Source organism: Microbispora rosea, assembly GCF_044460045.1.
GTDB classification, from domain to species: domain Bacteria; phylum Actinomycetota; class Actinomycetes; order Streptosporangiales; family Streptosporangiaceae; genus Microbispora; species Microbispora rosea.
Genome location: NZ_JBITJO010000001.1, coordinates 1,327,248 through 1,346,845, shown reverse-complemented (window position 1 = coordinate 1,346,845; position 19,598 = coordinate 1,327,248). Strand labels below are relative to the sequence as shown.

General features: G+C 71.2%; 17 protein-coding genes. 9 read left to right on the top strand and 8 right to left on the bottom strand.

What is annotated here, in order from left to right:
• Positions 1–44 precede the first annotated feature (44 nt).
• From ACIBK1_RS06590 to ACIBK1_RS06565, 6 genes are all read left to right on the top strand, one after another.
• Positions 45–2,627: an MFS transporter gene (locus tag ACIBK1_RS06590; RefSeq protein WP_197042774.1), complete on the top strand. Its 2,583-nt coding sequence runs from the start codon at positions 45–47 to the stop codon at positions 2,625–2,627.
• Positions 2,624–3,445: a YceI family protein gene (locus ACIBK1_RS06585; protein WP_357314953.1), complete on the top strand. Its 822-nt coding sequence runs from the start codon at positions 2,624–2,626 to the stop codon at positions 3,443–3,445. Before ACIBK1_RS06590 ends, ACIBK1_RS06585 begins: the two co-directional genes overlap by 4 nt.
• A gap of 35 nt (positions 3,446–3,480) precedes the next feature.
• A complete protein-coding gene (locus ACIBK1_RS06580) occupies positions 3,481–3,963 on the top strand; it encodes a MarR family winged helix-turn-helix transcriptional regulator (protein ID WP_036407935.1) in 483 nt (160 codons plus the stop codon).
• A gap of 110 nt (positions 3,964–4,073) precedes the next feature.
• Positions 4,074–4,967, top strand: a complete 894-nt coding sequence (locus ACIBK1_RS06575) for an ABC transporter substrate-binding protein (RefSeq protein WP_051762086.1) — start codon at positions 4,074–4,076, stop codon at positions 4,965–4,967.
• Positions 4,964–5,803, top strand: coding sequence for an amino acid ABC transporter permease (locus ACIBK1_RS06570; protein ID WP_030510072.1), 840 nt, complete (start codon positions 4,964–4,966; stop codon positions 5,801–5,803). Before ACIBK1_RS06575 ends, ACIBK1_RS06570 begins: the two co-directional genes overlap by 4 nt.
• Positions 5,800–6,540, top strand: coding sequence for an amino acid ABC transporter ATP-binding protein (locus tag ACIBK1_RS06565; RefSeq protein WP_030510073.1), 741 nt, complete (start codon positions 5,800–5,802; stop codon positions 6,538–6,540). The genes ACIBK1_RS06570 and ACIBK1_RS06565 overlap by 4 nt, the downstream gene beginning before the upstream one ends.
• 88 nt (positions 6,541–6,628) lie before the next feature.
• On the opposite strand, the gene ACIBK1_RS06560 is transcribed toward ACIBK1_RS06565, so the two are convergent.
• The 7 genes from ACIBK1_RS06560 to ACIBK1_RS06530 all read right to left on the bottom strand — a co-directional run bounded on the left by ACIBK1_RS06560 (position 6,629) and on the right by ACIBK1_RS06530 (position 14,783).
• The gene (locus tag ACIBK1_RS06560) at positions 6,629–7,477 is read right to left on the bottom strand and encodes a M48 family metalloprotease (protein WP_357322900.1); all 849 of its coding nucleotides are present in this window, start codon (positions 7,475–7,477) and stop codon (positions 6,629–6,631) included.
• Positions 7,478–7,632: 155 nt separating this feature from the next.
• Entirely contained in the window at positions 7,633–9,207 is a 1,575-nt protein-coding gene (locus ACIBK1_RS06555) for an NADH-quinone oxidoreductase subunit N (protein ID WP_396732824.1), read from the bottom strand.
• Positions 9,204–11,015, bottom strand: a complete 1,812-nt coding sequence (locus tag ACIBK1_RS06550; RefSeq protein WP_396732822.1) for a NuoM family protein — start codon at positions 11,013–11,015, stop codon at positions 9,204–9,206. The genes ACIBK1_RS06555 and ACIBK1_RS06550 overlap by 4 nt, the downstream gene beginning before the upstream one ends.
• Before the next feature lie 58 nt (positions 11,016–11,073).
• Positions 11,074–13,005: an NADH-quinone oxidoreductase subunit L gene (locus ACIBK1_RS06545; RefSeq protein WP_396732820.1), complete on the bottom strand. Its 1,932-nt coding sequence runs from the start codon at positions 13,003–13,005 to the stop codon at positions 11,074–11,076.
• Positions 13,002–13,355, bottom strand: coding sequence for an NADH-quinone oxidoreductase subunit NuoK (gene nuoK / locus ACIBK1_RS06540; RefSeq protein ID WP_030510078.1), 354 nt, complete (start codon positions 13,353–13,355; stop codon positions 13,002–13,004). Before nuoK ends, ACIBK1_RS06545 begins: the two co-directional genes overlap by 4 nt.
• A gap of 70 nt (positions 13,356–13,425) precedes the next feature.
• Positions 13,426–13,965: an NADH-quinone oxidoreductase subunit J family protein gene (locus tag ACIBK1_RS06535; RefSeq protein WP_363417027.1), complete on the bottom strand. Its 540-nt coding sequence runs from the start codon at positions 13,963–13,965 to the stop codon at positions 13,426–13,428.
• Positions 13,962–14,783, bottom strand: a complete 822-nt coding sequence (locus ACIBK1_RS06530) for a NuoI/complex I 23 kDa subunit family protein (RefSeq protein ID WP_396732818.1) — start codon at positions 14,781–14,783, stop codon at positions 13,962–13,964. Before ACIBK1_RS06530 ends, ACIBK1_RS06535 begins: the two co-directional genes overlap by 4 nt.
• Positions 14,784–15,281: 498 nt before the next feature.
• Between ACIBK1_RS06530 and ACIBK1_RS06525 the strand changes: the two genes are divergently transcribed.
• From ACIBK1_RS06525 to ACIBK1_RS06515, 3 genes are all read left to right on the top strand, one after another.
• Positions 15,282–15,935, top strand: a complete 654-nt coding sequence (locus ACIBK1_RS06525) for a ComEA family DNA-binding protein (RefSeq protein ID WP_197042775.1) — start codon at positions 15,282–15,284, stop codon at positions 15,933–15,935.
• Between the two features lie 98 nt (positions 15,936–16,033).
• Positions 16,034–16,294 carry a hypothetical protein gene (locus ACIBK1_RS06520; RefSeq protein WP_030510082.1) on the top strand — a complete coding sequence of 87 codons (261 nt, stop codon included), beginning with the start codon at positions 16,034–16,036 and terminating at the stop codon, positions 16,292–16,294.
• 132 nt (positions 16,295–16,426) lie between these two features.
• On the top strand, positions 16,427–18,301 hold the full coding sequence (locus ACIBK1_RS06515) for a hypothetical protein (RefSeq protein ID WP_396732814.1): 1,875 nt from the start codon (positions 16,427–16,429) through the stop codon (positions 18,299–18,301).
• A gap of 338 nt (positions 18,302–18,639) precedes the next feature.
• Here the strand turns inward: ACIBK1_RS06515 and nuoH are convergent, their stop codons facing one another.
• Positions 18,640–19,593: an NADH-quinone oxidoreductase subunit NuoH gene (gene nuoH, locus ACIBK1_RS06510; protein ID WP_030510084.1), complete on the bottom strand. Its 954-nt coding sequence runs from the start codon at positions 19,591–19,593 to the stop codon at positions 18,640–18,642.
• Positions 19,594–19,598: the final 5 nt, after the last annotated feature.

Below are 19,598 nucleotides of genomic sequence, written 5' to 3'. Positions count from 1 at the left end.
ATTGCTTAGGGAAACTAAGTTTGATCACACGGGGAAGGACTTCGATGGCGACTGCGATGACCAGGGAGACGCCGCCGGGCACGGCGGCCCCCGCGATGACGCACCGGGAGATCCTGGAGGCGCTCTCGGGGCTGATGTTGGGGTTGTTCGTCGCGATCCTGTCGTCGACCGTCGTGTCGAACGCGCTCCCCACGATCACGGCGGACCTGCACGCGAACGAGACCACCTACACGTGGGTGATCACCGCGACCCTGCTCGCCACGACGGTGTCCACCCCGATCTGGGGCAAGCTCGCCGACCTGATGAGCAAGAAGATCCTCATCCAGCTCGGACTGACCATCTACGTCATCGGCTCGGCGATCGCCGGTCTGTCGCAGAACCCCAGCATGCTGATCGCGGCACGAGTGATCCAGGGCCTCGGCGCCGGCGGCCTCACCGCGCTCACCCAGGTCATCATGGCCGCGATGATCTCGCCGCGGGAGCGCGGACGCTACTCCGGCTACCTGGGCGCGGTGTTCGCCGTCGCCACGATCGGCGGCCCGCTCGTCGGCGGCCTCATCGTCGACACCTCGTGGCTCGGCTGGCGCTGGTGCTTCTACGTCGGCGTGCCGTTCGCGGTCCTCTCGCTGATCGTGCTGCAGAAGACCCTGCACCTGCCGGTCCTCAAGCGCGACGTGCGCATCGACTGGGGCGGCGCGACGCTGATCACCGCCGCGGTCTCGCTGCTGCTGATCTGGGTCTCCTTCGCCGGCAACAAGTACGACTGGCTGTCGTGGCAGACCGGCGCGATGGTCGGCGGCGCGGTCGTGCTCGCGCTGCTCTTCCTCGTGGTCGAGTCGAAGGTGAGCGAGCCGATCGTCCCGCTGCGCCTGTTCCGGGTCCGGACGGTCAGCCTCAGCGTGGTCGCCAGCGTGCTGGTCGGCGTCGCGATGTTCGGCGGTACGACCTTCCTCAGCCAGTACTTCCAGCTCGCCCGGGGCGAAACGCCCACGGTGGCCGGTCTGATGACGCTGCCGATGATCCTCGGTCTGGCGATCTCCTCCACGGTCTCCGGGCAGATCATCACCCGCACCGGCCACTGGAAGGTCTTCCTGGTCTCCGGCACCTTCTTCCTCACCGCCGGGTTCGCCCTGATGGGCACGCTCCGGTACGACACCGACTACTGGCTCGTCGCGATTTTCATGTTCTGCGTCGGCATCGGCATCGGCATGAGCCAGCAGAACCTCGTTCTCGCGGTGCAGAACCAGGTGCGCGCGGAGGACCTCGGCGCGGGCAGCTCGGTGGTCTCGTTCTTCCGCTCCCTCGGCGGCGCGATCGGCGTCTCCGCCCTCGGCGCCCTGATGGGCGACCGCGTCAAGCACTACCTGGAGGACGCCCTGGCCGCGCTGGGCGTGCACGGCGGCACCGGCCAGGAGAGCGGCGCGATCCCCAAGCTCTCCGCGCTGCCCGCCCCGATCCGCACGGCGGTGGAGAGCGCGTACGGCCACGGCATCGGCGACCTGTTCCTCTACGCGGCCCCGCTCAGCCTCCTGGCGTTGATCGCCGTGCTGTTCATCAAGGAGGTCCCGCTGCGGACCAGCGCGATCACCGTCCGCGCCGACGCGCCGGAGACCGACGAGACCCTCGACCCCGAGGTCGCCTCCCAGCCGAACGGCGCCGTGACCGGACGCCACGCCCAGCGCGACAGGCAGCAGCACGACCTGCAGCGGCCGATCACGGCCGAGCCCGAGTTCGCCTCGCCGAACGGCCACGCCGCCACGCAGCTCCTGAACGCACAGCCCCTGAACACACAGCCTCTGAACGCACAGGTCCTCACCGCCACGCAGGCCCAGCCGTACGCCGCGCTCGCGATGGAGACGCACGAGCCGGGCGGCGTGGGCATCCGCGGGTTCGTCAAGGGCCAGGACGGCGTGCCCGTGGGCCGCGCCACGCTCACGCTGATCGACGTGCGCGGCCACCAGCTCGGCCGTACGGTCACCCGGGACGACGGGGGCTACGCGCTCCAGGCGCCGGGCAGCGGGACGTACGTGCTGATCGCGTCGGCGGGCGACCGGGAGCCGCAGGTCGCGACGCTGGTCGTGGGCGACCAGCCGCTCGACTTCGACATGGTGCTCGCGGCCTCGGGCCGGCTCGTCGGCACCGTACGCGGGGCGGACGGGGCGCCGGTCGCCGACGCGGTGGTCGTCGTGACCGATGTGCGAGGGGAGGTCGTGGCCAGCGGTTCGACCGACCCCCAGGGCGGCTTCTCCTTCTCCGGCATCGTGGCCGGCACCTACACGCTCACGGTCAGCGGCGCGGCCTACCGTCCTGCCGCCGTCCCGATCGAGGTGCTGGGCACCGGCCAGACCCGGCACGACGTCGTGCTCCTGCCCGGCGCGCGGGTGCGGGGCACGGTCCGCGTCAAGGACGGCGTGCCGCTGGCCGACGCCAGGGTCACGCTGCTCGACGCCGCCGGCAACGTGGTCGGCGTGGCGACCACCGGCGAGGATGGCGAGTACGCCTTCACCGATCTGACCGGCGGGCAGTACACGATCGTCGCGAGCGGCTACCCGCCCGTGGCGAGCACGCTGAACCTGGGCGGCCAGGGCGACGAGCCGTACGACGTGTGGCTGGGACACGAGCGATGAGCGTCTCCGAGACGATGCCCAGGGGACTGCACGCGCTGGTCAGGAGCAAGGACGGCTGGGCCGTGCAGCACGCGGTCGTCACGGTGACGGACACGGTCGGCCATCAGGTGGCGCGGGCGGAGGCGGACGCCGACGGGCAGGTCGTCACCGCCCCGCTGCCGCCGGGGGTCTACACGGTTGTCGCGACCGCGATCGGGTACGCGCCCGCCGCGTCCACCGCGATCGCGACCGCCTCGGGGGCCGCCGAGGCCGGCACGCTGGTGCTGGCCCGGCAGGGCGGCACCGAGCTTCCGCCGCCCGGCGTGTGGACGATCGACCCCGAACACTCGAAGATCTCGGCCACGGCCCGGCACCTCGGTCTCAGCAGCGTGCAAGGGCGGTTCACCGAGTTCTCCGGCCGGATCGAGATGGGCGCCACGCCGGAGGAGTCGTCCGTGGTCGCCGAGATCGTCGGTGAATCCATCGACACGGGCAGCCGGATGCGCGATGATCACCTGCGTTCCGCGGACTTCCTCGACGTCCCGGTGCACCCGGTGATCACCTATCGGAGCACCGGGCTGTCGCCGGCAGGCCCGGACCGCTGGACGGTGCACGGCGTGCTCACGCTGAGCGGCGTCAGCCGCCCGGTGGATCTCGACATGACCTACCTGGGCACGGGACCGGACCTGTGGGGCGGGCTGCGCGCGGCGTTCCGCGCGGTCACGGAGCTGCGCCGCGAGGATTTCGCGATGACCTACAACCAGGTCGTCCAGGCGGGGATCTCGCTGATCGGGGCGACACTGAAAGTAGAGCTGGACATCCAGGCGGTGCGCGGGTAAACCCCCTGCCACACGCAGTCAGGAGGAGGCAGGCCATGACGGAGGCGGAGATCGCTCCCCGACCGCCCACGGCCGGCGAAAACGAGGCGTACTGCGCGGTGGAGCGGCAGCTCGCCATCCTGCTCCGGCGCGCCAAGGCGTTCTCCGTCGGGATGGGGCGCAAGGTGCATCCCGAACTGGACCCCGGCGCGTACGGCCTGCTGGTCCGCATCGACCAGAGCTCGCCCATGCGGTCCAGCGACCTGGCCGCCTACCTGCGGGTCGGCCGGGCGACGATCAGCCGCCAGCTCAAGGTGCTGGAGGAGCTGGGGCTGATCAGCCGTAGCCCCGACCCCGAGGACGGCCGGGCCCACCTGCTGGCCCTCACTCCCGAGGGCAGCAAGCGGCTCGACGACGCGCGATCCGCGCGCGAGGGCCAGCTGCGCACGCTGCTGGGCGCCTGGCCGGAGGATGACGTACGGCTGCTCGCGCGGATGCTCGAACGGTTCAACATACTCACGGAAGGCCTGCATCCCTGACATCAGGTTTCACGCACGTTACGGGCTACAACCCATGCAGTGGCCAATCCGTCATAAGGGACGCTTAAACTGCGCCTCAGACGTTTTCGCACCATAGCAAGGAGGCCGGTGTGGCTCCCTGGTCCACTTATCGGAAAGCGGCGAGCATCGGGGCGGTGGCTCTGGCGGCGACGCTGACCGTCACCGCGTGCGGGAGCGACTCCGCCGACTCGGGCACGGCGACGGCCTCGGCCGCCCCCGGCGGTGTCGCCCTCGTGAACGCTGGAAAGATCACGACCTGCACGAACATCCCGTACGAGCCGTTCCAGTTCAACCAGGGCGACAAGGTCGTCGGGTTCGACGTGGACATCGTCGACCTGGTCGCGAAGAAGCTGGGCGTGACCCAGGACATCGTGGACATCGACTTCGCGGCGATCAAGAGCGGCGCCGCGCTGAACGCCCGCAAGTGCGACGTGGCCGCCGCCGGCATGACGATCACGCCGGAGCGGCAGCAGAACCTGCTGTTCTCCGAGCCCTACTTCGACGCCACCCAGGCGCTGATGGCCAAGAAGGGCAGCGGGATCACCTCGCTGGACGACGTCAAGGCCAAGAACCTCAAGCTGGGCGCGCAGGCGTCCACGACCGGCCTCGACTACGTCAAGAAGCAGGGCTTCGAGCCGATCGAGTTCGCCGACTCGCCCAAGGAGCTGCTCGGCCTGCAGACCGGCCAGGCGGACGTGATCGTGCAGGACCTCCCGGTCGTGCTGACCTGGCTGAAGAAGTCCGACGTCGGCGCCAAGTTCGAGCAGGTCGCCAGCCTGGACACCGGTGAGCAGTACGGCATCGGCATGAAGAAGGACAACACGGCGCTCAAGAAGGTCGTCGACGAGGTCCTCGCGGCCGCCAAGTCCGACGGCACCTACAACGAGATCTACAAGAAGTGGTTCGGCACCGAGCCCGGCGGCGCGTCCGGCGGTGGTTCGGGTGCCGAGACCGGAACCGAGTCGCCCGCCGCCGGATCATGAGTGCTGTGAGCGAGCAGCAGGCGCCCTCCCCAGCTGAGCCCCGCAAGGGGCTCAGCCCGCGCAAGAAGCAGCGCATCAGCCGGGCCGTCCAGTACGCCGTGCTGGTGGTGATCCTCGTCGTCCTGGCCGCGCTGGCCGACTGGAAGGCGATCGGCGAGTCGTTCCTCAACCTCGACGTCGCCGGCAAGGGCCTGCCCGACCTGTTCACGGTGGCCTTGCGCAACACCGTGATCTACACGCTGTCGGGCTTCGCCCTCGGCTTCGTCCTGGGTCTGGTGCTGGCCCTGATGCGGCTGTCCTCGGTCGCGCCCTACCGGTGGCTGTCGGTGACCTACATCGAGATCTTCCGTGGTCTGCCGATCCTGCTCATCTTCCTGATGATCGGCAGCCTCCCGCTGGCGTTCCCCGGCTTCGAACTCCCCGGCGGCGTGTACGGCAGCGCCGCGCTGGGGCTCGGCGTCGTCTCGGCGGCGTACATGGCGGAGAACTTCCGGGCGGGCATCCAGGCGGTGCCGAAGGGGCAGATGGAGGCGGCGCGGTCGCTCGGCATGCCGCACATGCGGGCGATGATCTCGATCATCATCCCGCAGGCGATCCGGATCGTGCTGCCGCCGCTCACCAACCAGCTCGTCATGCTGCTGAAGGACTCCTCGCTGGTGCTGATCCTCGGCGTCACGGCCGCCCAGGTGGAGCTGGCGAAGTTCGGCAACGACCAGTCCTCCACGTACGCCAACCCCACACCGATCCTCGCGACCGGTCTGACGTACCTGCTGATCACGATTCCGCTCGGGTATGTCGCGAGGCGGATGGAAGCGCGTCAGGGAGCGGGCCGATGAGCACCGTCGAGATCAAGAACCTGCACAAGTCGTTCGGCACGCTCGAGGTGCTGCGCGGCATCGACTTCACGGTCGAGAGCGGCCAGGTCGTCTGCGTGATCGGGCCGTCCGGCTCGGGCAAGTCCACGCTGCTGCGCTGCGTGAACCTGCTGGAGCAGCCGACTTCCGGCACGGTGGTCGTGGACGGCGTCGACCTGACCGACCCCGACGTCGACATCGACGCCGCCCGGCGGCACGTCGGCATGGTGTTCCAGCAGTTCAACCTGTTCCCCCACCTGACCGTGCGGCGCAACGTCACGATCGCCCAGGAGCGGGTGCTCAAGCGGCGCAAGGACGAGTGCGACCGCGTCGCCCGGGAGAACCTGGAGAGGGTCGGCCTGCTGGAGAAGATCGACGCCTACCCGCCCCAGCTGTCCGGCGGCCAGCAGCAGCGTGTGGCGATCGCCCGCGCGCTCGCCATGAACCCCTCGCTGATGCTGTTCGACGAGCCGACCTCCGCCCTCGACCCCGAGCTGGTCGGCGACGTGCTGTCGGTCATGCGGAAGCTCGCGGAGGACGGCATGACCATGCTCGTCGTCACCCACGAGATGGGATTCGCCCGCGAGGTCGCCGACCGTGTGGTGTTCATGGACGGCGGTGTCATCGTCGAGGACGGGCCGCCCCAGCAGGTCATCGCCGACCCGCGGCACGAGCGGACCCGCGAGTTCCTGAGCCGGGTGCTGCACCCCGGCGTCTGACGCCCGGAGCGCCCCCTTCGCCGAACAACGTCGGTACGTCGACGGCGTATGTCGGCAAAGGGGGCCGGGCCGGATGGGCGCGCTCGTGTCACCGGCGGTAGCCGGCCATCCGCTCCAGACGTGCGATCCGCGCGGCGACCGGCGGGTGGGTGGCGAACAGCCGGCCGATCCGGGTGCCCCGGAACGGATTGACGATCATCATGTGGCCGGCGGAGGCGAGCCTGCCGTTCTCCGGGAGCGGCAGCCTCCGGACCTCCATCTCGATCTTGCGCAGCGCGGAGGCGAGGGCCAGCGGGTCGCCGGTCAGCCGTGCGCCCGCGTCGTCGGCCGCGAACTCCCGCGAGCGCGCGATCGCCATCTGGATCATCGTGGCCGCGACCGGGCCGAGGATCATCACGAGGATGGCGCCGAGGAACCCTGGACCCTCGTCGTCGTCCGAGCCGAAGAACAGGCCGGCGTATCCGAAATACGTGATCATCGTCGCGAGCGCGCCCGCGACCGAGGAGATCAGGATGTCGCGATTGTGGATGTGCGACAGCTCGTGGCCGAGCACGCCCTTGAGCTCACGCTCGTCCAGCAGCCCGAGGAGGCCGTGCGTGACGCACACCACCCCCTTGCGCGGGTTGCGCCCGGTCGCGAACGCGTTGGGCTGCATCGTCGGGGACACGTACAGGCGGGGCATCGGCGCGCGGGCCTCGGTGCACAGCTCGCGGACGACGCGGTAGAGGACGGGCTGTTCCACCTCCGCCACGGGCCGGGCCCGCAAGGCCGACAGCGCGATCCTGTCGGCGCAGAAGTAGGCGACGCCGCTGACCGCGAGGGCGGCCACGACCGCGATCCGGGCGCCCATGCCGCCTCCCAGCCAGGCCCCGGCGACCAGGAGCGACGCGGACAGCGCTCCCAGCAGGACCGCGGTGCGCAGGCGGTTGTGGTGCACGCCTCCTCCTCCCGGTTCGGTGCGTCGAGCTCGGCGTCTCGGCTGGGTGTCTCAACCCGGTGTTTCAACCCGGTGTTTCAGCCCGCTGTGTCCAACTCGATGCGTCCAGCCCTACCAACGCGCACGGCCTGGACGAACGTTCCCCGTGACGCGCCTCACCCTGAGACGGACAGCACCACCTGCGGGGCGACGGAGAAGACCACGGTGACGGCGACCGTGACGGCGACGGCGACCCCCGCCGCCGCCCTCGTCGGGACCGTACGGCTCTCGCCCGCCGCGGGCGGCGCGAACAGCCGGGCGGTCCAGGCGATGTAGTAGTAGAGCCCGGCCACCGTGTTGGCCGCCATGACCAGTGCCAGCCAGCCGAGCCCGCCGTCCACGACGGCCCGGAAGACGACGATCTTCGCGAACAGACCGGCGAGCCCGGGCGGCAGCCCGGCCAGGCAGACGAGGGCGAAGGCGAGGGACAGCCCGGCGGCCGGGCTCCGCAGCGCCAGCCCCCGATACGCCTCCAGGTCCTGGCCTTCGGGCAACCGCGCCACCAGCAGGACCACCGCGAAGGCGATCAGGTTCATCGCGGCGTAGAAGACGAGATAGGCGACCGACGCGCCGACGGCCGCGCGGGGGGCGACGGCGTACACCGCCAGCGGCGCGAGAATGTAGCCCGACTGCGCCACCGACGACCAGGCCAGCAGCCGGACGGCCCCGCGCTGCCGCATCGCGAGGACGTTGCCCGCCGTCATCGTCAGTGCGGCGACGACCGCCACTCCCGGCGCCCACAGCGCCGCCTTTCCCGGCAGCGCGTACGTCAGCAGCAGGATCAGCCCGGCGAAGCCCGACGCCTTGGACACCACCGACAGCAGCGCCGCGACCGGGACCGGGGCGCCCCGGTAGACGTCTCCCGCCCAGAAGTGGAACGGCACCGCGGCGATCTTGAACGCGAAGCCCGCCGCCACCAGCACGATCGCCACCACCGTGACCCGGGCCATGTCCCCGGCGGCGCTCCCGGCTATGCCCCGGGTCATGTCTCCCGCCGTCCGGAGCGCGGCGTCGATCCGGTCGAGGTGGACCGAGCCGGTCACCCCGTAGAGCAGCGAGACGCCGAACAGCGTGACCGCGGTGGAGACCACCGAGACCAGGAAGAGCTTGAGGGCCGCCTCGGCGGCGCGGCCGTCATGGCGACGGAGCGCGGTCAACGCGAAGACCGGCAGCGAGACCAGCTCCAGCGACACGACCAGCATGATGAGATCGCGGGAGGCCGGCAGCAGCACCGCCCCGGTCAGCGTGGCCAGCAGCAGGAAATACCACTCCCCTGCCGGGATCCTGCCGCGCTCCGCGGGCCCGGCGTCGCGTCCTGCGGCGATCTCCGTCATCGACAGCAGCACGACGACCACCCCGGCGGCCAGCACGACCGCCGCGATCACCAGGGAGAAGCGGTCCGCGACGAACGAGCACGACGCCGGGGCGGCCCTGCCCGTGGCGGACGCCCCGCCGAGCGAGGCGGGGACGCAGAACGTGCGCCGGGTGCCGCCGCCCGCGGCCTGGACGGCCACGACCGCCAGGGCGGCGACCATGCCGCCGAGTGTGACGAGACCGAGCACCCGCGCCCCGCCGGGGCGGGCGGGCAGGAACGCGTCGAGCAGCAGCACGAGCCCGGCCACCAGCGCGAGGACCAGCGGTGCCGCCACGGCGGCGTAGTCGATCGACTGGATCACGCCACCACCCGTCATGGCGCCACCCCCGATCCGAGGAGCGACTGCACGGCGGGCGTGGTGACGGCGAGCAAGGCCTTCGGCCACAGGCCGAACAGCACGATCAACGCCACCAGCGGGAGCCACGCCGCCAGCTCGTAGACCGTGGCGTCCCGGAAGGGCCGCCGCCCCTGGGCCGCCTCCGATGCGTCGGTGGAACCCACCCCGAGCGCCCGGGCGGCGCCCCTCGCACCGGCCTCTCCAGCGGCCAGCGCGGCCTCGGCTTCTCCCTCCAGGGCGGCCACCGAGGCTTCGGCCTCCCGTTCCAGGGCGGCCACCGCGGCTTCGGTCGCGACCGGCTCGACCGGCTCCGCGCCCTCCCCCAGCTCGCTCAGCACCTCGCGTACGCCCTCGGCGGTGGCGAGCGGAGGCCCCGGCGGCTCATCCGGCTGCGCCGGTGCGAGAGGCCCGGCGGGTTCGAGAGACGCAGCGGGCGCGACGGTCTCGACCGCCCGGCCGTGCGTCACCCGCGAGAGCATGACCAGGAAGTAGGCCGCGGTGAGCACCATGCCGAGCCCTCCGACGGCCATGAACACGAGGAACAGCGGCCGGGAGAGCCCCGCGGCCGGGCGGAACGCGCCGAGCAGCGTGAGCATCTCCCCCCAGAACCCGGCGAGGCCGGGCAGGCCCAGCGAGGCGACGCAGGCGAAGGTCAGCAGCGACCCGACGTACGGCAGGCGGCGCAGCATCCCGCCGCCCAGCCGGACCATGTCGGCCGTGCCGTACCGCTCCTTGACGGCTCCGGCGAGGAAGAAGAGCAGGCCGGTGATCAGCCCGTGGGCGACGTTGGCGAACAGGGCGCCGTTCAGGCCCACCGGCGTGAGCGAGGCGAACCCGAGCAGCACGAAGCCCATGTGGCCGACCGACGAGTAGGCGATCATCCGTTTGAGATCGCGCTGGGCGAGGCAGGCGAGCGAGCCGTACGCGATGCCGGCCACGGCGAACGCGCCGAGCCAGGGGGCCAGGGCCGCCGCGCCCTCGGGGAGCACCGGGATCGCGATCCTGGCGAAGCCGTAGGAGCCCATCTTGAGCAGCACGCCCGCGAGCAGGACAGAGCCGACGGTCGGCGCCTCGGTGTGCGCGTCGGGCAGCCAGGTGTGCAGCGGCCACATGGGCGTCTTCACCGCCAGGCCGAGACCGATGGCGAGGAACGCGAGGATCTGGGCCGACCGGGCGATGCCCGCGCCGTGGCGCCCGGCCAGCGCGACCATGTCGAGCGTGCCGGCCTGGGTCCAGACAACGAGCAGGCCGATGAGCAGGACCGCGGAGCCGAGCAGCGTGTAGAGGATGAACTTCACCGCCGCCGATCGCCTGCCCGTGCCGCCCCACAGGGCGATCACGAAGTACATCGGGACCAGCACGACCTCGAAGAACACGAAGAACAGCAGCAGGTCGAGGGCGAGGAACGTGCCGAGCATGCCGACTTCGAGCACGAGCAGCGTGACGACCAGCCCACTCACCCGGCCGCCCGCGGGCGGGTGCCCCGCGAGGTGGACGAAGCACAGGAACACGAGCAGCGCGGTCAGCACGACGAGCGGCAGCGAGACGCCGTCCACACCCAGGTGGAACCGCAGGCCGAGGCCGGGGATCCACGGCCAGTCGGTCTGCAGTTGCATCTCGGCGGGGCGGGCGTAGTCGAAGACCGCGGCGAGCGCGACCGCGAGGACCAGCACCGCCGCCGAGACGGCGATCCCCCAGGCCACCGCACTGTCCCGTACGGCCGGGACGAAGGCGGCGACGGCTCCCAGCAGCGGGACGGCCACGAGTGCGATCGGCAACCAGTTCACGTCGTCACCACCGCGACCACCGCGAGAGGCCGCGCGCCACCGTTCCGAACCCGCCGCGTCACGTCAGCACCACCGCCGCCACCGCGATCAGCACGAGTCCCGCCAGCAGGCCGGTGACGTAGAGCTGCGCGTTGCCGTTCTGGGCGAGCCGCACCAGGCCGGAAAGGCCGAGCGTCGCCCGGCCGGACCCGCGGACCGCGCCGTCCACCACCCGCGCGTCCGTGCGGGCCACCCCCCTGGCCAGGCGCAGGACGGGCCGGGCGATCAGCGCCGCGTACGCGGCGTCCACGTAGAAGGCCCGCTCGCACGGCGCCCGGAACGGCCCGAGCAGCCGGGCGGGATCCTGCTCGGGCGCGGCCCGCCACAGGGCGTACACGATCCCGGCGCCGAGCAGCGCGACGGCGAGGCTGACGGCCGCCGGCCCCCACTCGACCTCCACGCCGGCCGCCGATCCCGCCGCCGATCCCGCGAGGCCGAGCAGCAGGGAGGGCACGGCCAGCACACCGGCCGGCCACAGCATCGACCGGGGCGCCTCCCGGCCGTCGAAAACGTGGGCGACACCGGGCGGCGGCTCCGCGAGCGGCTCGATCCGGGCGGGACCGAAGAACGTGCGCAGCCATGCCCGGGCGGCGTACGCACCGGTCACCCCCACCGTCAGCAGCGCCGACGCGTACACGAACGGCTGGGCCGGTCCCGTCCCGTGCTCGACGGCCGAGATCACCGCGTCCTTGCTGAAGAACCCGCTCGCGGGCGGCAGCCCGGCGAGCGCGGCGAAACCGATGGTCATCGTCCAGAACGTCACGGGAAGAGCCCGGCGCAGCCCGCCCATGTGGCTGATCAGGTTCGACCCGACGTGATGGATCACCAGGCCCGCGCAGAGGAACAGCAGGGCCTTGAACGCGCCGTGCGACACCAGGTGGAACATCGCCGCCCGGTCGGACCCGGCGGCCAGCGCCGCGGCCATGTAGGCGAGCTGGCTGATCGTCGAGTAGGCCAGCACGCGCTTGAGGTCGTCCTGCGCGAGCGCGGCGAGGGCCGCGCCCAGCATGCCGACGGCGGCGACCACACCCAGCACGTCGAGCGTGGGCGGCGCCGCGAGGAAGGCGGGATAGAGCCGGGCCACGACGAAGATCCCGGCCGCCACCATCGTGGCCGCGTGGATGAGCGCGCTGATCGGGGTCGGGCCGGCCATCGCGTCGGGCAGCCAGGTCTGCAGCGGCACCTGCGCGCTCTTGCCCGCGACCCCGGCGAGCAGCAGCAGCGTCGCGACGACCAGAGTGCCCCGGGGGATGTCGGCGCGCAGCACGTCGTCGATCCGGAAGCCGCCCGCCGCCGAGCCGAGGACGAAGATCCCGAACAGGAAGCCGACGTCGCCGAGCCGGGTGACCAGGAACGCCTTCACCGCCGCCCGGGAGTTGGCCCGGTCCTCCCACCAGTGCCCGATGAGCAGGTAGGAGCACAGGCCCATGATCTCCCAACCGACGTAGAGGACGATCAGGTCCCCCGCGTAGACCACCAGCAGCATGGCGCTGGTGAACAGGCTGACGAACGCGCTGTAGGACGGGTAGCGGGGTTCGTCCCGCATGTACCCGACCGAGTAGACCTGCACCGCCAGCGCGACCACGACGACCAGGATGCCCGCGAGCACTGACAATCCGTCGGCCCGCAGAGTCAGGGAGATCGGCACAGAACCGGTCTCGACCACCGTCAGCGTGCCCTCGACCCGGCCGGGGAGCAGCTCCGACCAGAAGCGCCTTTCCGACGCACCCGCTCCACCCGCTCCACCCGCTCCACCCGCGAGGGCGGCGGCGAGCCACACCGTGAGCGCCGCCGACACCGCGGCCGGGACGATCGCGAACCACGCCGCCCGCCGGTACGCCGTCGGTTCGCTGCGAGCGCCCAGGTTCCGGGTGCCGAGGCGGGTCGCGAGCAGCCCGGCCGCCGCGGCGGCGAACGGCAGCAGGACGATCAGAGCCACCACGACGATCACGAGGCGTCCTCCCCATCCGGACGCCCCGAGCCGGGCGCGCGCACGACTTCGGCAAGCGCCCGCAACCGGTCGACATCGACGGTCCGGCGCGTGCGGAAGACGGCCAGCACGATCGCCAGCCCCAGACCCACCTCGGCCGCGGCGATCACGATGACGAACAGCGTCAGCACCTGGCCGCCGTGCAGGCGGTCCCCGAGCCAGACGTCGAAGGCCACCAGGTTGAGGTTGACCGCATTGAGCATCAGCTCGACCGACATCAGCACGAGGATCGCGTTGCGCCGGGCCAGCACGCCGTACACACCGATGGAGAACAGCAGGGCGGAGACCACCACCGGGTAGACGACGTGCACCTCGCTCACCGCCTCCGAGCCGTCGGCCTGGTCGATAAGGCCGGCACGATCGACCAGGCCGATAACCGGGTCATTCCCGCCCCCTGATGTCCGTACGGGACAGGACGATCGCGCCGATCAGCGCGGCGAGCAGGAGCACCGACAGCGCCTCGAACGGCAGCACCCAGGTGCGGAAGACGCTCGCTCCCAGGGGTTCGGCCGCCCCCTGCCCGGGACGGAGCGGCGCGTACGCCGAGCGGAAGCCGGTGACCACCACGGTGACGAGCACGGCGGCGGTCGCGACGGCGACCAGCGCGGCGGCCCACCGGTTGCCGGAGTCGAGGCCTGTTGAGGGCCCGATGGGCGCGCGGGTCAGCATGATCCCGAACAGCAGCAGCACCACGACCGCGCCCACGTAGATGAGCACCTGCACCCAGGCGACGAACTCGGCGGTCAGCACCAGGTAGCCGCCCGCGAGCGCGCCGAAGCAGACGACCAGCCACAGCGCGGCGTGGACGAGTTGCCTGGTCGTGACGACCAGCAGGGCGGAGCCGACCGCGACGGCGCCGAGCAGCAGGAAGACGACCTCAGGCCCCGAGGGCGGCCACAACCCCGGCGCCTGGGAGGTCATCGCTCCCCCTCGGGCCCGTCCTTCTTCTGCTGCGACGACCCGGCGTTCTTGGGCAGCGAGCCTGGTGGCCGGATGGAGCGGATGTCGCGCATGGCCCTCGGCGGCTCACGGCGCGGGCGGCTCTCCGCGCCCTTCGCGGGTTCCGCCGGTCCGGCCGGTCCCCGCGCTGTGTCCTGTGGCGCCTTGCCCACGGCCTCCTGCACGGTGTCTTGTGCGGCGGTGTCCTGTGCGGCGGTGTCCTGTGCGCTCTCCTGCGCCGCCGACGCGCCCTCTGCCGGTCCCTTCACCGGCGCGGGCGGCGCCGTACGGCGGGCCGGCGCCGGGCGGGACCCGGCCGACAGTTCCTTCGGCGGCTCGGCGCCCACCTCATGGGCCGGTGGCGGCGGCACCGTGGCCGCCCACTCGCCCAGCCTGTCCTTCTCGTGCAGGAGATCGCGGATGTCGTATTCGGCGTACTCGAACTCGGGCGACCAGAACAGCGCGTCGAAGGGGCACACCTCGATGCAGATGCCGCAGTACATGCACAGCGAGAAGTCGATCGCGAAGCGGTCGAGCACGTTGCGGGCGCGCGGACGGCCGCCCTCGGGCGCCGGCAGGGTCTCCTTGTGGGAGTCGATGTAGATGCACCAGTCCGGGCACTCGCGGGCGCAGAGCATGCAGACGGTGCAGTTCTCCTCGACCAGGGCGATGACGCCCCGGCTGCGGGCGGGCAGGTCGGGATGGACCTCCGGATACTGCTGCGTCTCCGACTTGTGCAGCATGTGCCGCATCGTCACGGCCAGGCCCTTGGCCAGCCCTTCTCCTGGAATGCGCGCCACAGGCTCATCATCGCGCACTATCGGCGGCGAGTGAACGTGTGACTCCATCCCAGCTGTTTTCCACATCGTCCACACCGTAATCCCCAGAGTTGTCCACAGGATGTGCGGAGAAGGGGGCAGCGCAAAGACCGACAAATACGTATCGTCTGGACCATGAACGGCTATGGGGGGCCGGGAGGTTACCCGCCCGGACCGCAAGGACCGCAGGGCCAGCAGAGACCACAGGGGCCGCAAGAACCACCGCACCGACCGCCGGGGCCGCATGGGCCGCTAGGGCCGCACGGACAGGGACCACAGGGGCAGGGACCACAGAATCCGTACCGGCATCGGGGGCCGGGACCGTACGGGGAGCAGTGGCCGGGTCCTTACGGCGCCCACCCCGCGGCGCCCGCACAGCCGCCCGCACGGCCACACGCACCGCCGCCCATGCCGCCGCACGTACAGTCGCCGGTGCCGCCGCCCCCTCCACCGCCGATGCCGCCGCCGATGCCGCCGCCCGTGCAGCGGCCTTCCAACGCCCCCAGCTACCTGTGGGCGCTCGCTCCGCTGTACACGTGCGGCTTCGGCACTCCCTTCAGCATGCTGTACGCCGCCATCCGCAGGCGCAGCTGGGGGTACGGGGCCGCCGCCGCCGGATACGCCACGGCCACCGGCGCCTGGATCTACCTGGTCGAGCTGTACGAGGACACACAGGAGCCGGCTCTGGTGTCCCTCGTCATGATCTTCTGCATGCTCGCTCCCTGGCTGATCGGCACCGTGCACTCGCTCGCGGTCAGGAGACAGGTCTTCGGCGACGCCCCGCCGTACGAGACCGGGAACGAGCAGGCGATCGCGCTCGCGCAGCACCGCCGCGCCCTGCGGCAGCAGGCCAGGGAACTGGCGGAGCACGATCCGGTGATGGCGCGCGAGCTGCGGATCGGACGGCCCGACCTGCCCCGCCAGTACGACGACGGCGGCCTGGTCGACGTCAACCACGCCCCCGCCCCGGTGATCGCGAACCTCCCCGGCCTGACGCCCGCGCTCGCCGAGCAGATCGTGCGCGCACGCGACCAGGTCGGCGGCTTCGTCTCGGCCGAGGACGTCTCGGCCGCCGCCTCCCTGCCCCCGAACCTCACCTCCGATCTCGCCGAATACGGCATTTTCCTCCCATAGTCATGCGGTAATCCCGGTTGTCGTCGCATATCCCTGGCCGAGCGATCGGTGTTTCCTTAGGCTTTACGGTGCGTCAGCCGCGAGAACCGGGAGGGTCTGTGACGTCACCCGAGATCGCCGAATGCAGGGCGGACATGGCTGCGGCCGCGACCGCCGTGCGGGAGATCCTCCAGGCGCTCACCGCCGTTCCCGCATTGTTCGGCGACCAGACCTGGCAGGGCCCGCCGGCCGATCGCTGGGCAGCCGGCTGGAACGCCCGGAGGACGCAGCTCACCAGGCTGTTCGACGCCGTGCTGACCGAGCAGCCACGTCTGATCGCCCGTGTGGAGGAGGCGGAGCGCCGCAAAGCCGCCTCGTAGGCCGCCGCACCGGGAAGGATCGCCGTGGGGGACTTCGTCGGAGTCGATCCCGATAATCTCAAGGAGCTGACCAAAAGGCTGGAACAGCTGCACGAACTATTGGCCCGGCATAGTCCCCTCATACAGCAGAAAATGCAGAAATGGGGGAGCGAAGTCGCCGTCACCTCATTGCCCGGCCTCATCGCCGCCGCGCTCGACGACGTCCGCGACATGGACGCCCGTACGGCCAGGGCGTACGAGCTGGCGAGGGAGCAGGGCTGGAGCGCACTGAGCAGCGCGCCCGGCGTCCTCGGCCCCGCCTTCACCCGGCCGCCCGGCGTACGGCTCGACTGGGAGGCCACGGGGCAGAGCGGAAACCAGGGCAAGCGCGATGCGGAGACGCTGGCCGCCGCCCTCGCGGCCAAGGACCCCGAGGACGCTCGCACCGCCCTCCGGGAGCTGCCGGAGAGTCTGCGGCGGCACCTGGCCGACAAGGACTACCAGGCGGCCTTCTGGGCGGGGGCCGGCCCGCTCGCGCTGCGCGCGGCCCGCGCGCTGTACGAACGAACGGGAAGCGCCCTCTTCAGCGCGGAGAGCGTGAGCGTGCTCCGGGCGCTCGGGGCGTCCCTCGCCGCCGCCAGTCAGATGCGCGTCGGTTCGGGCAAGGACCGCCGCCCGTTGCTGCCCGCCGCGATCCGCGCCGGCCTCACCGGGAACTCCGACCCCTGGTCGGTCGGAATGCTGGTGAAGTACGGCCCCGAGGGCAGGTCGTGGGACTCCCGCCTGCTCGCCGACCTGACCCGCGCCATGCTCGACGCCCGCGCCGCCGGCAAGACGATCTGGCCGCCCGCCCGCGGCAAGCTGGAGACCGACGTCGACGCCTCACGTCATCAGCGGCTCATGGCGGAGTACGACGCCGTCGGGGCCGTCCTCCAGCGGGCCGCGGAGAACGGCATGGCCGCCCGGCACGTGCTGGGCGACCCGGCCACCGGCCTCAAGTACGCCCGCATGCTCGTCAACGACGACTGGCACACCCCCGGCTACGACCCGGGACCCTTCCTGAGCTCATACGTGCACCCGGGCGGCGCGCTTCCGCTCACCGGCCAGGTGGACCTCTCCGCGCCCACCGCGGCCTTCCTCAAGGCCGCCGTCTCCGCGGAACGCGGCACCTCCGCCGACGCCAAGGAATCCGCCTGGTCCGTCGTCCACATCGTCCAAGCCACCGCCGAGTTCTCCAAACTCCACCCAGAGAGCACCCTCCCGACGGTCATCCGGCAGTCCTTGATTCACACAGCGCAGCGCTACATGGCGGACTTCGCGCAGGGAGCGAGTCGTGAGTACGGGTCGGGCGCGACTCCTTTGGGCGATGTCGAAGGCAATCCCTGGGTGGCGATCGTCAACCGGTCCGAACTGGAGAGGTTTCTCGACCAGGCGTTATGTGATCCTCGAGAACTGGGTGTGTTCAAGGGGCTGGCGGATGCCCGGATAGCGGCCGCGGTGACGGCGACGGTGAAGGCTCCGGGAGATGAGAACTTCTTGCGTGAGATGGCCGGCCTCTATGGGCTCGTACAGCGCGTCGAGAGCGGCCGGCGGTTCGCGACGGCGCAGAAGCAGGATGAAGAGGCGACCCGCAACCAGGTGGCCCTTTCCATACTTTCAGGAGGCTTCGGGGCGCTGAGCTTCTCCAATCCGTGGGGTCCCGGCACCATCGCCCAGTTCCTCACAGGGGTGACCGCACCGGTCGTGAACGATTCCTTTGACACCGGGCACACAGCCGAAGCTCTGCGGAAAGGCAACGAGGCCTTTCGCGACGCCGTCTTCGGAGTGGAGCTCCCCGTCGTACAAGGGCTGGTGGATGCGGGTGTCCTTGAACCACCAGCGGACGCGGCGTGGTTCAGTGACGGGAAGGTCGTGCCCAATCGCAATCTGACCGCCTGGCTGAGCGCGCACGGAGAGACAGTGCTCGATGGGAGACGGCTCGACGACTGGGTGGAGGAAGCGAGGAGCGCGATGGGGGACCAGCGATGACGAGCCGCGCGGCTGTCTTGGTGAGCATCGCGGCGATTTTGCTGCTAGCGGGATGTGAGCGTGGCGAGCAGCGTCCCGTTCCGTCCCCCGATGACGTTCAGCGCCGCGGGGAGGCGCTCGTCGCAGTCGTCCAATGCCTCGTAGACCACGGCGTCATCCCCAGAAGCGAGCTTTCCGCCAGGAGCTGGCTGGTCGACGGTCGAATTCAGCCCGACCCCGCCTTCACGACCTGGGTCGCGAGCCATGCGGATACGGTTTACCGGGGCAAGACGCTGCAGGTGTGGGAGGACGAGGCGACGGCGGGGTGGCCGGGGTGGAGGTGCCCGTTGTGAGGCCGCTCAGGCGGTGAGGACCCTGACGACTCCGGTGAGGGCGAGTTGGAGGAGGGCGAGGGGCACCAGGACGGTCCAGGCGAACTTCTGCAGCTGGTCCTCACGCATACGGGGGTAGCTGACCCGGACCCAGATGACGACGAAGGCCAGGGCGAAGACCTTGAGGAGCGTCCAGACCGGGCCGGGCAGGAGGGGCCCCTGCCAGCCGCCGAGGAACAGCACGGTCGTCAGGGCGGACAGCACCACGATCCCGGCGTACTCGGCCAGCATGAACAGGGCGAAGCGGAACCCGGCGTACTCGGTCATCGGGCCCATGATGATCTCGGATTCCGCGATCGGCATGTCGAACGGCGGCCGGCGCAGCTCGGCCAGGCCGGCGACGAAGAACACGAAGGCGCCGATCGCCTGCCAGGGCAGCCACCACCAGCGCCACTGCTCGGCGATGCCCTGCAGGGACAGCGTGCCCGCGGCCATCGCCACGCTGGCGGCGGCGAGCACCAGCGGCAGCTCGTACGACATGAGCTGGGCGGCGGCCCGGATGCCGCCCAGCACGCTGTACTTGTTGGCCGAGGCCCACCCGGCCATGATCGCGCCGAGCACGCCGACGCCCATCACCGCAAGCACGAAGAACAGCCCGGCGTCGAGGTCCACGGCCGCCAGCCCGGGGCCGACCGGGATCACGACCATCACGACGAGGTACGGCACGAGCGCCACCGCCGGGGCGATCGCGAAGATCCGCCGGTCGGCGGCCGCCGGGATGACGTCCTCCTTCTGGACGAACTTGACGCCGTCCGCGAGGAGCTGCGCCCACCCGTGGAAGCCGCCGGCGTACATCGGCCCGAGGCGGGCCTGCATGTGGGCCATGGCCTTGTGCTCCATCTGCCCGACGATCAGTGGCAGCAGCAGGAACGCCGCCACCACGACGACCAGCCGGACCGCTATGTCGAGCACCTCGGCCATGGGAC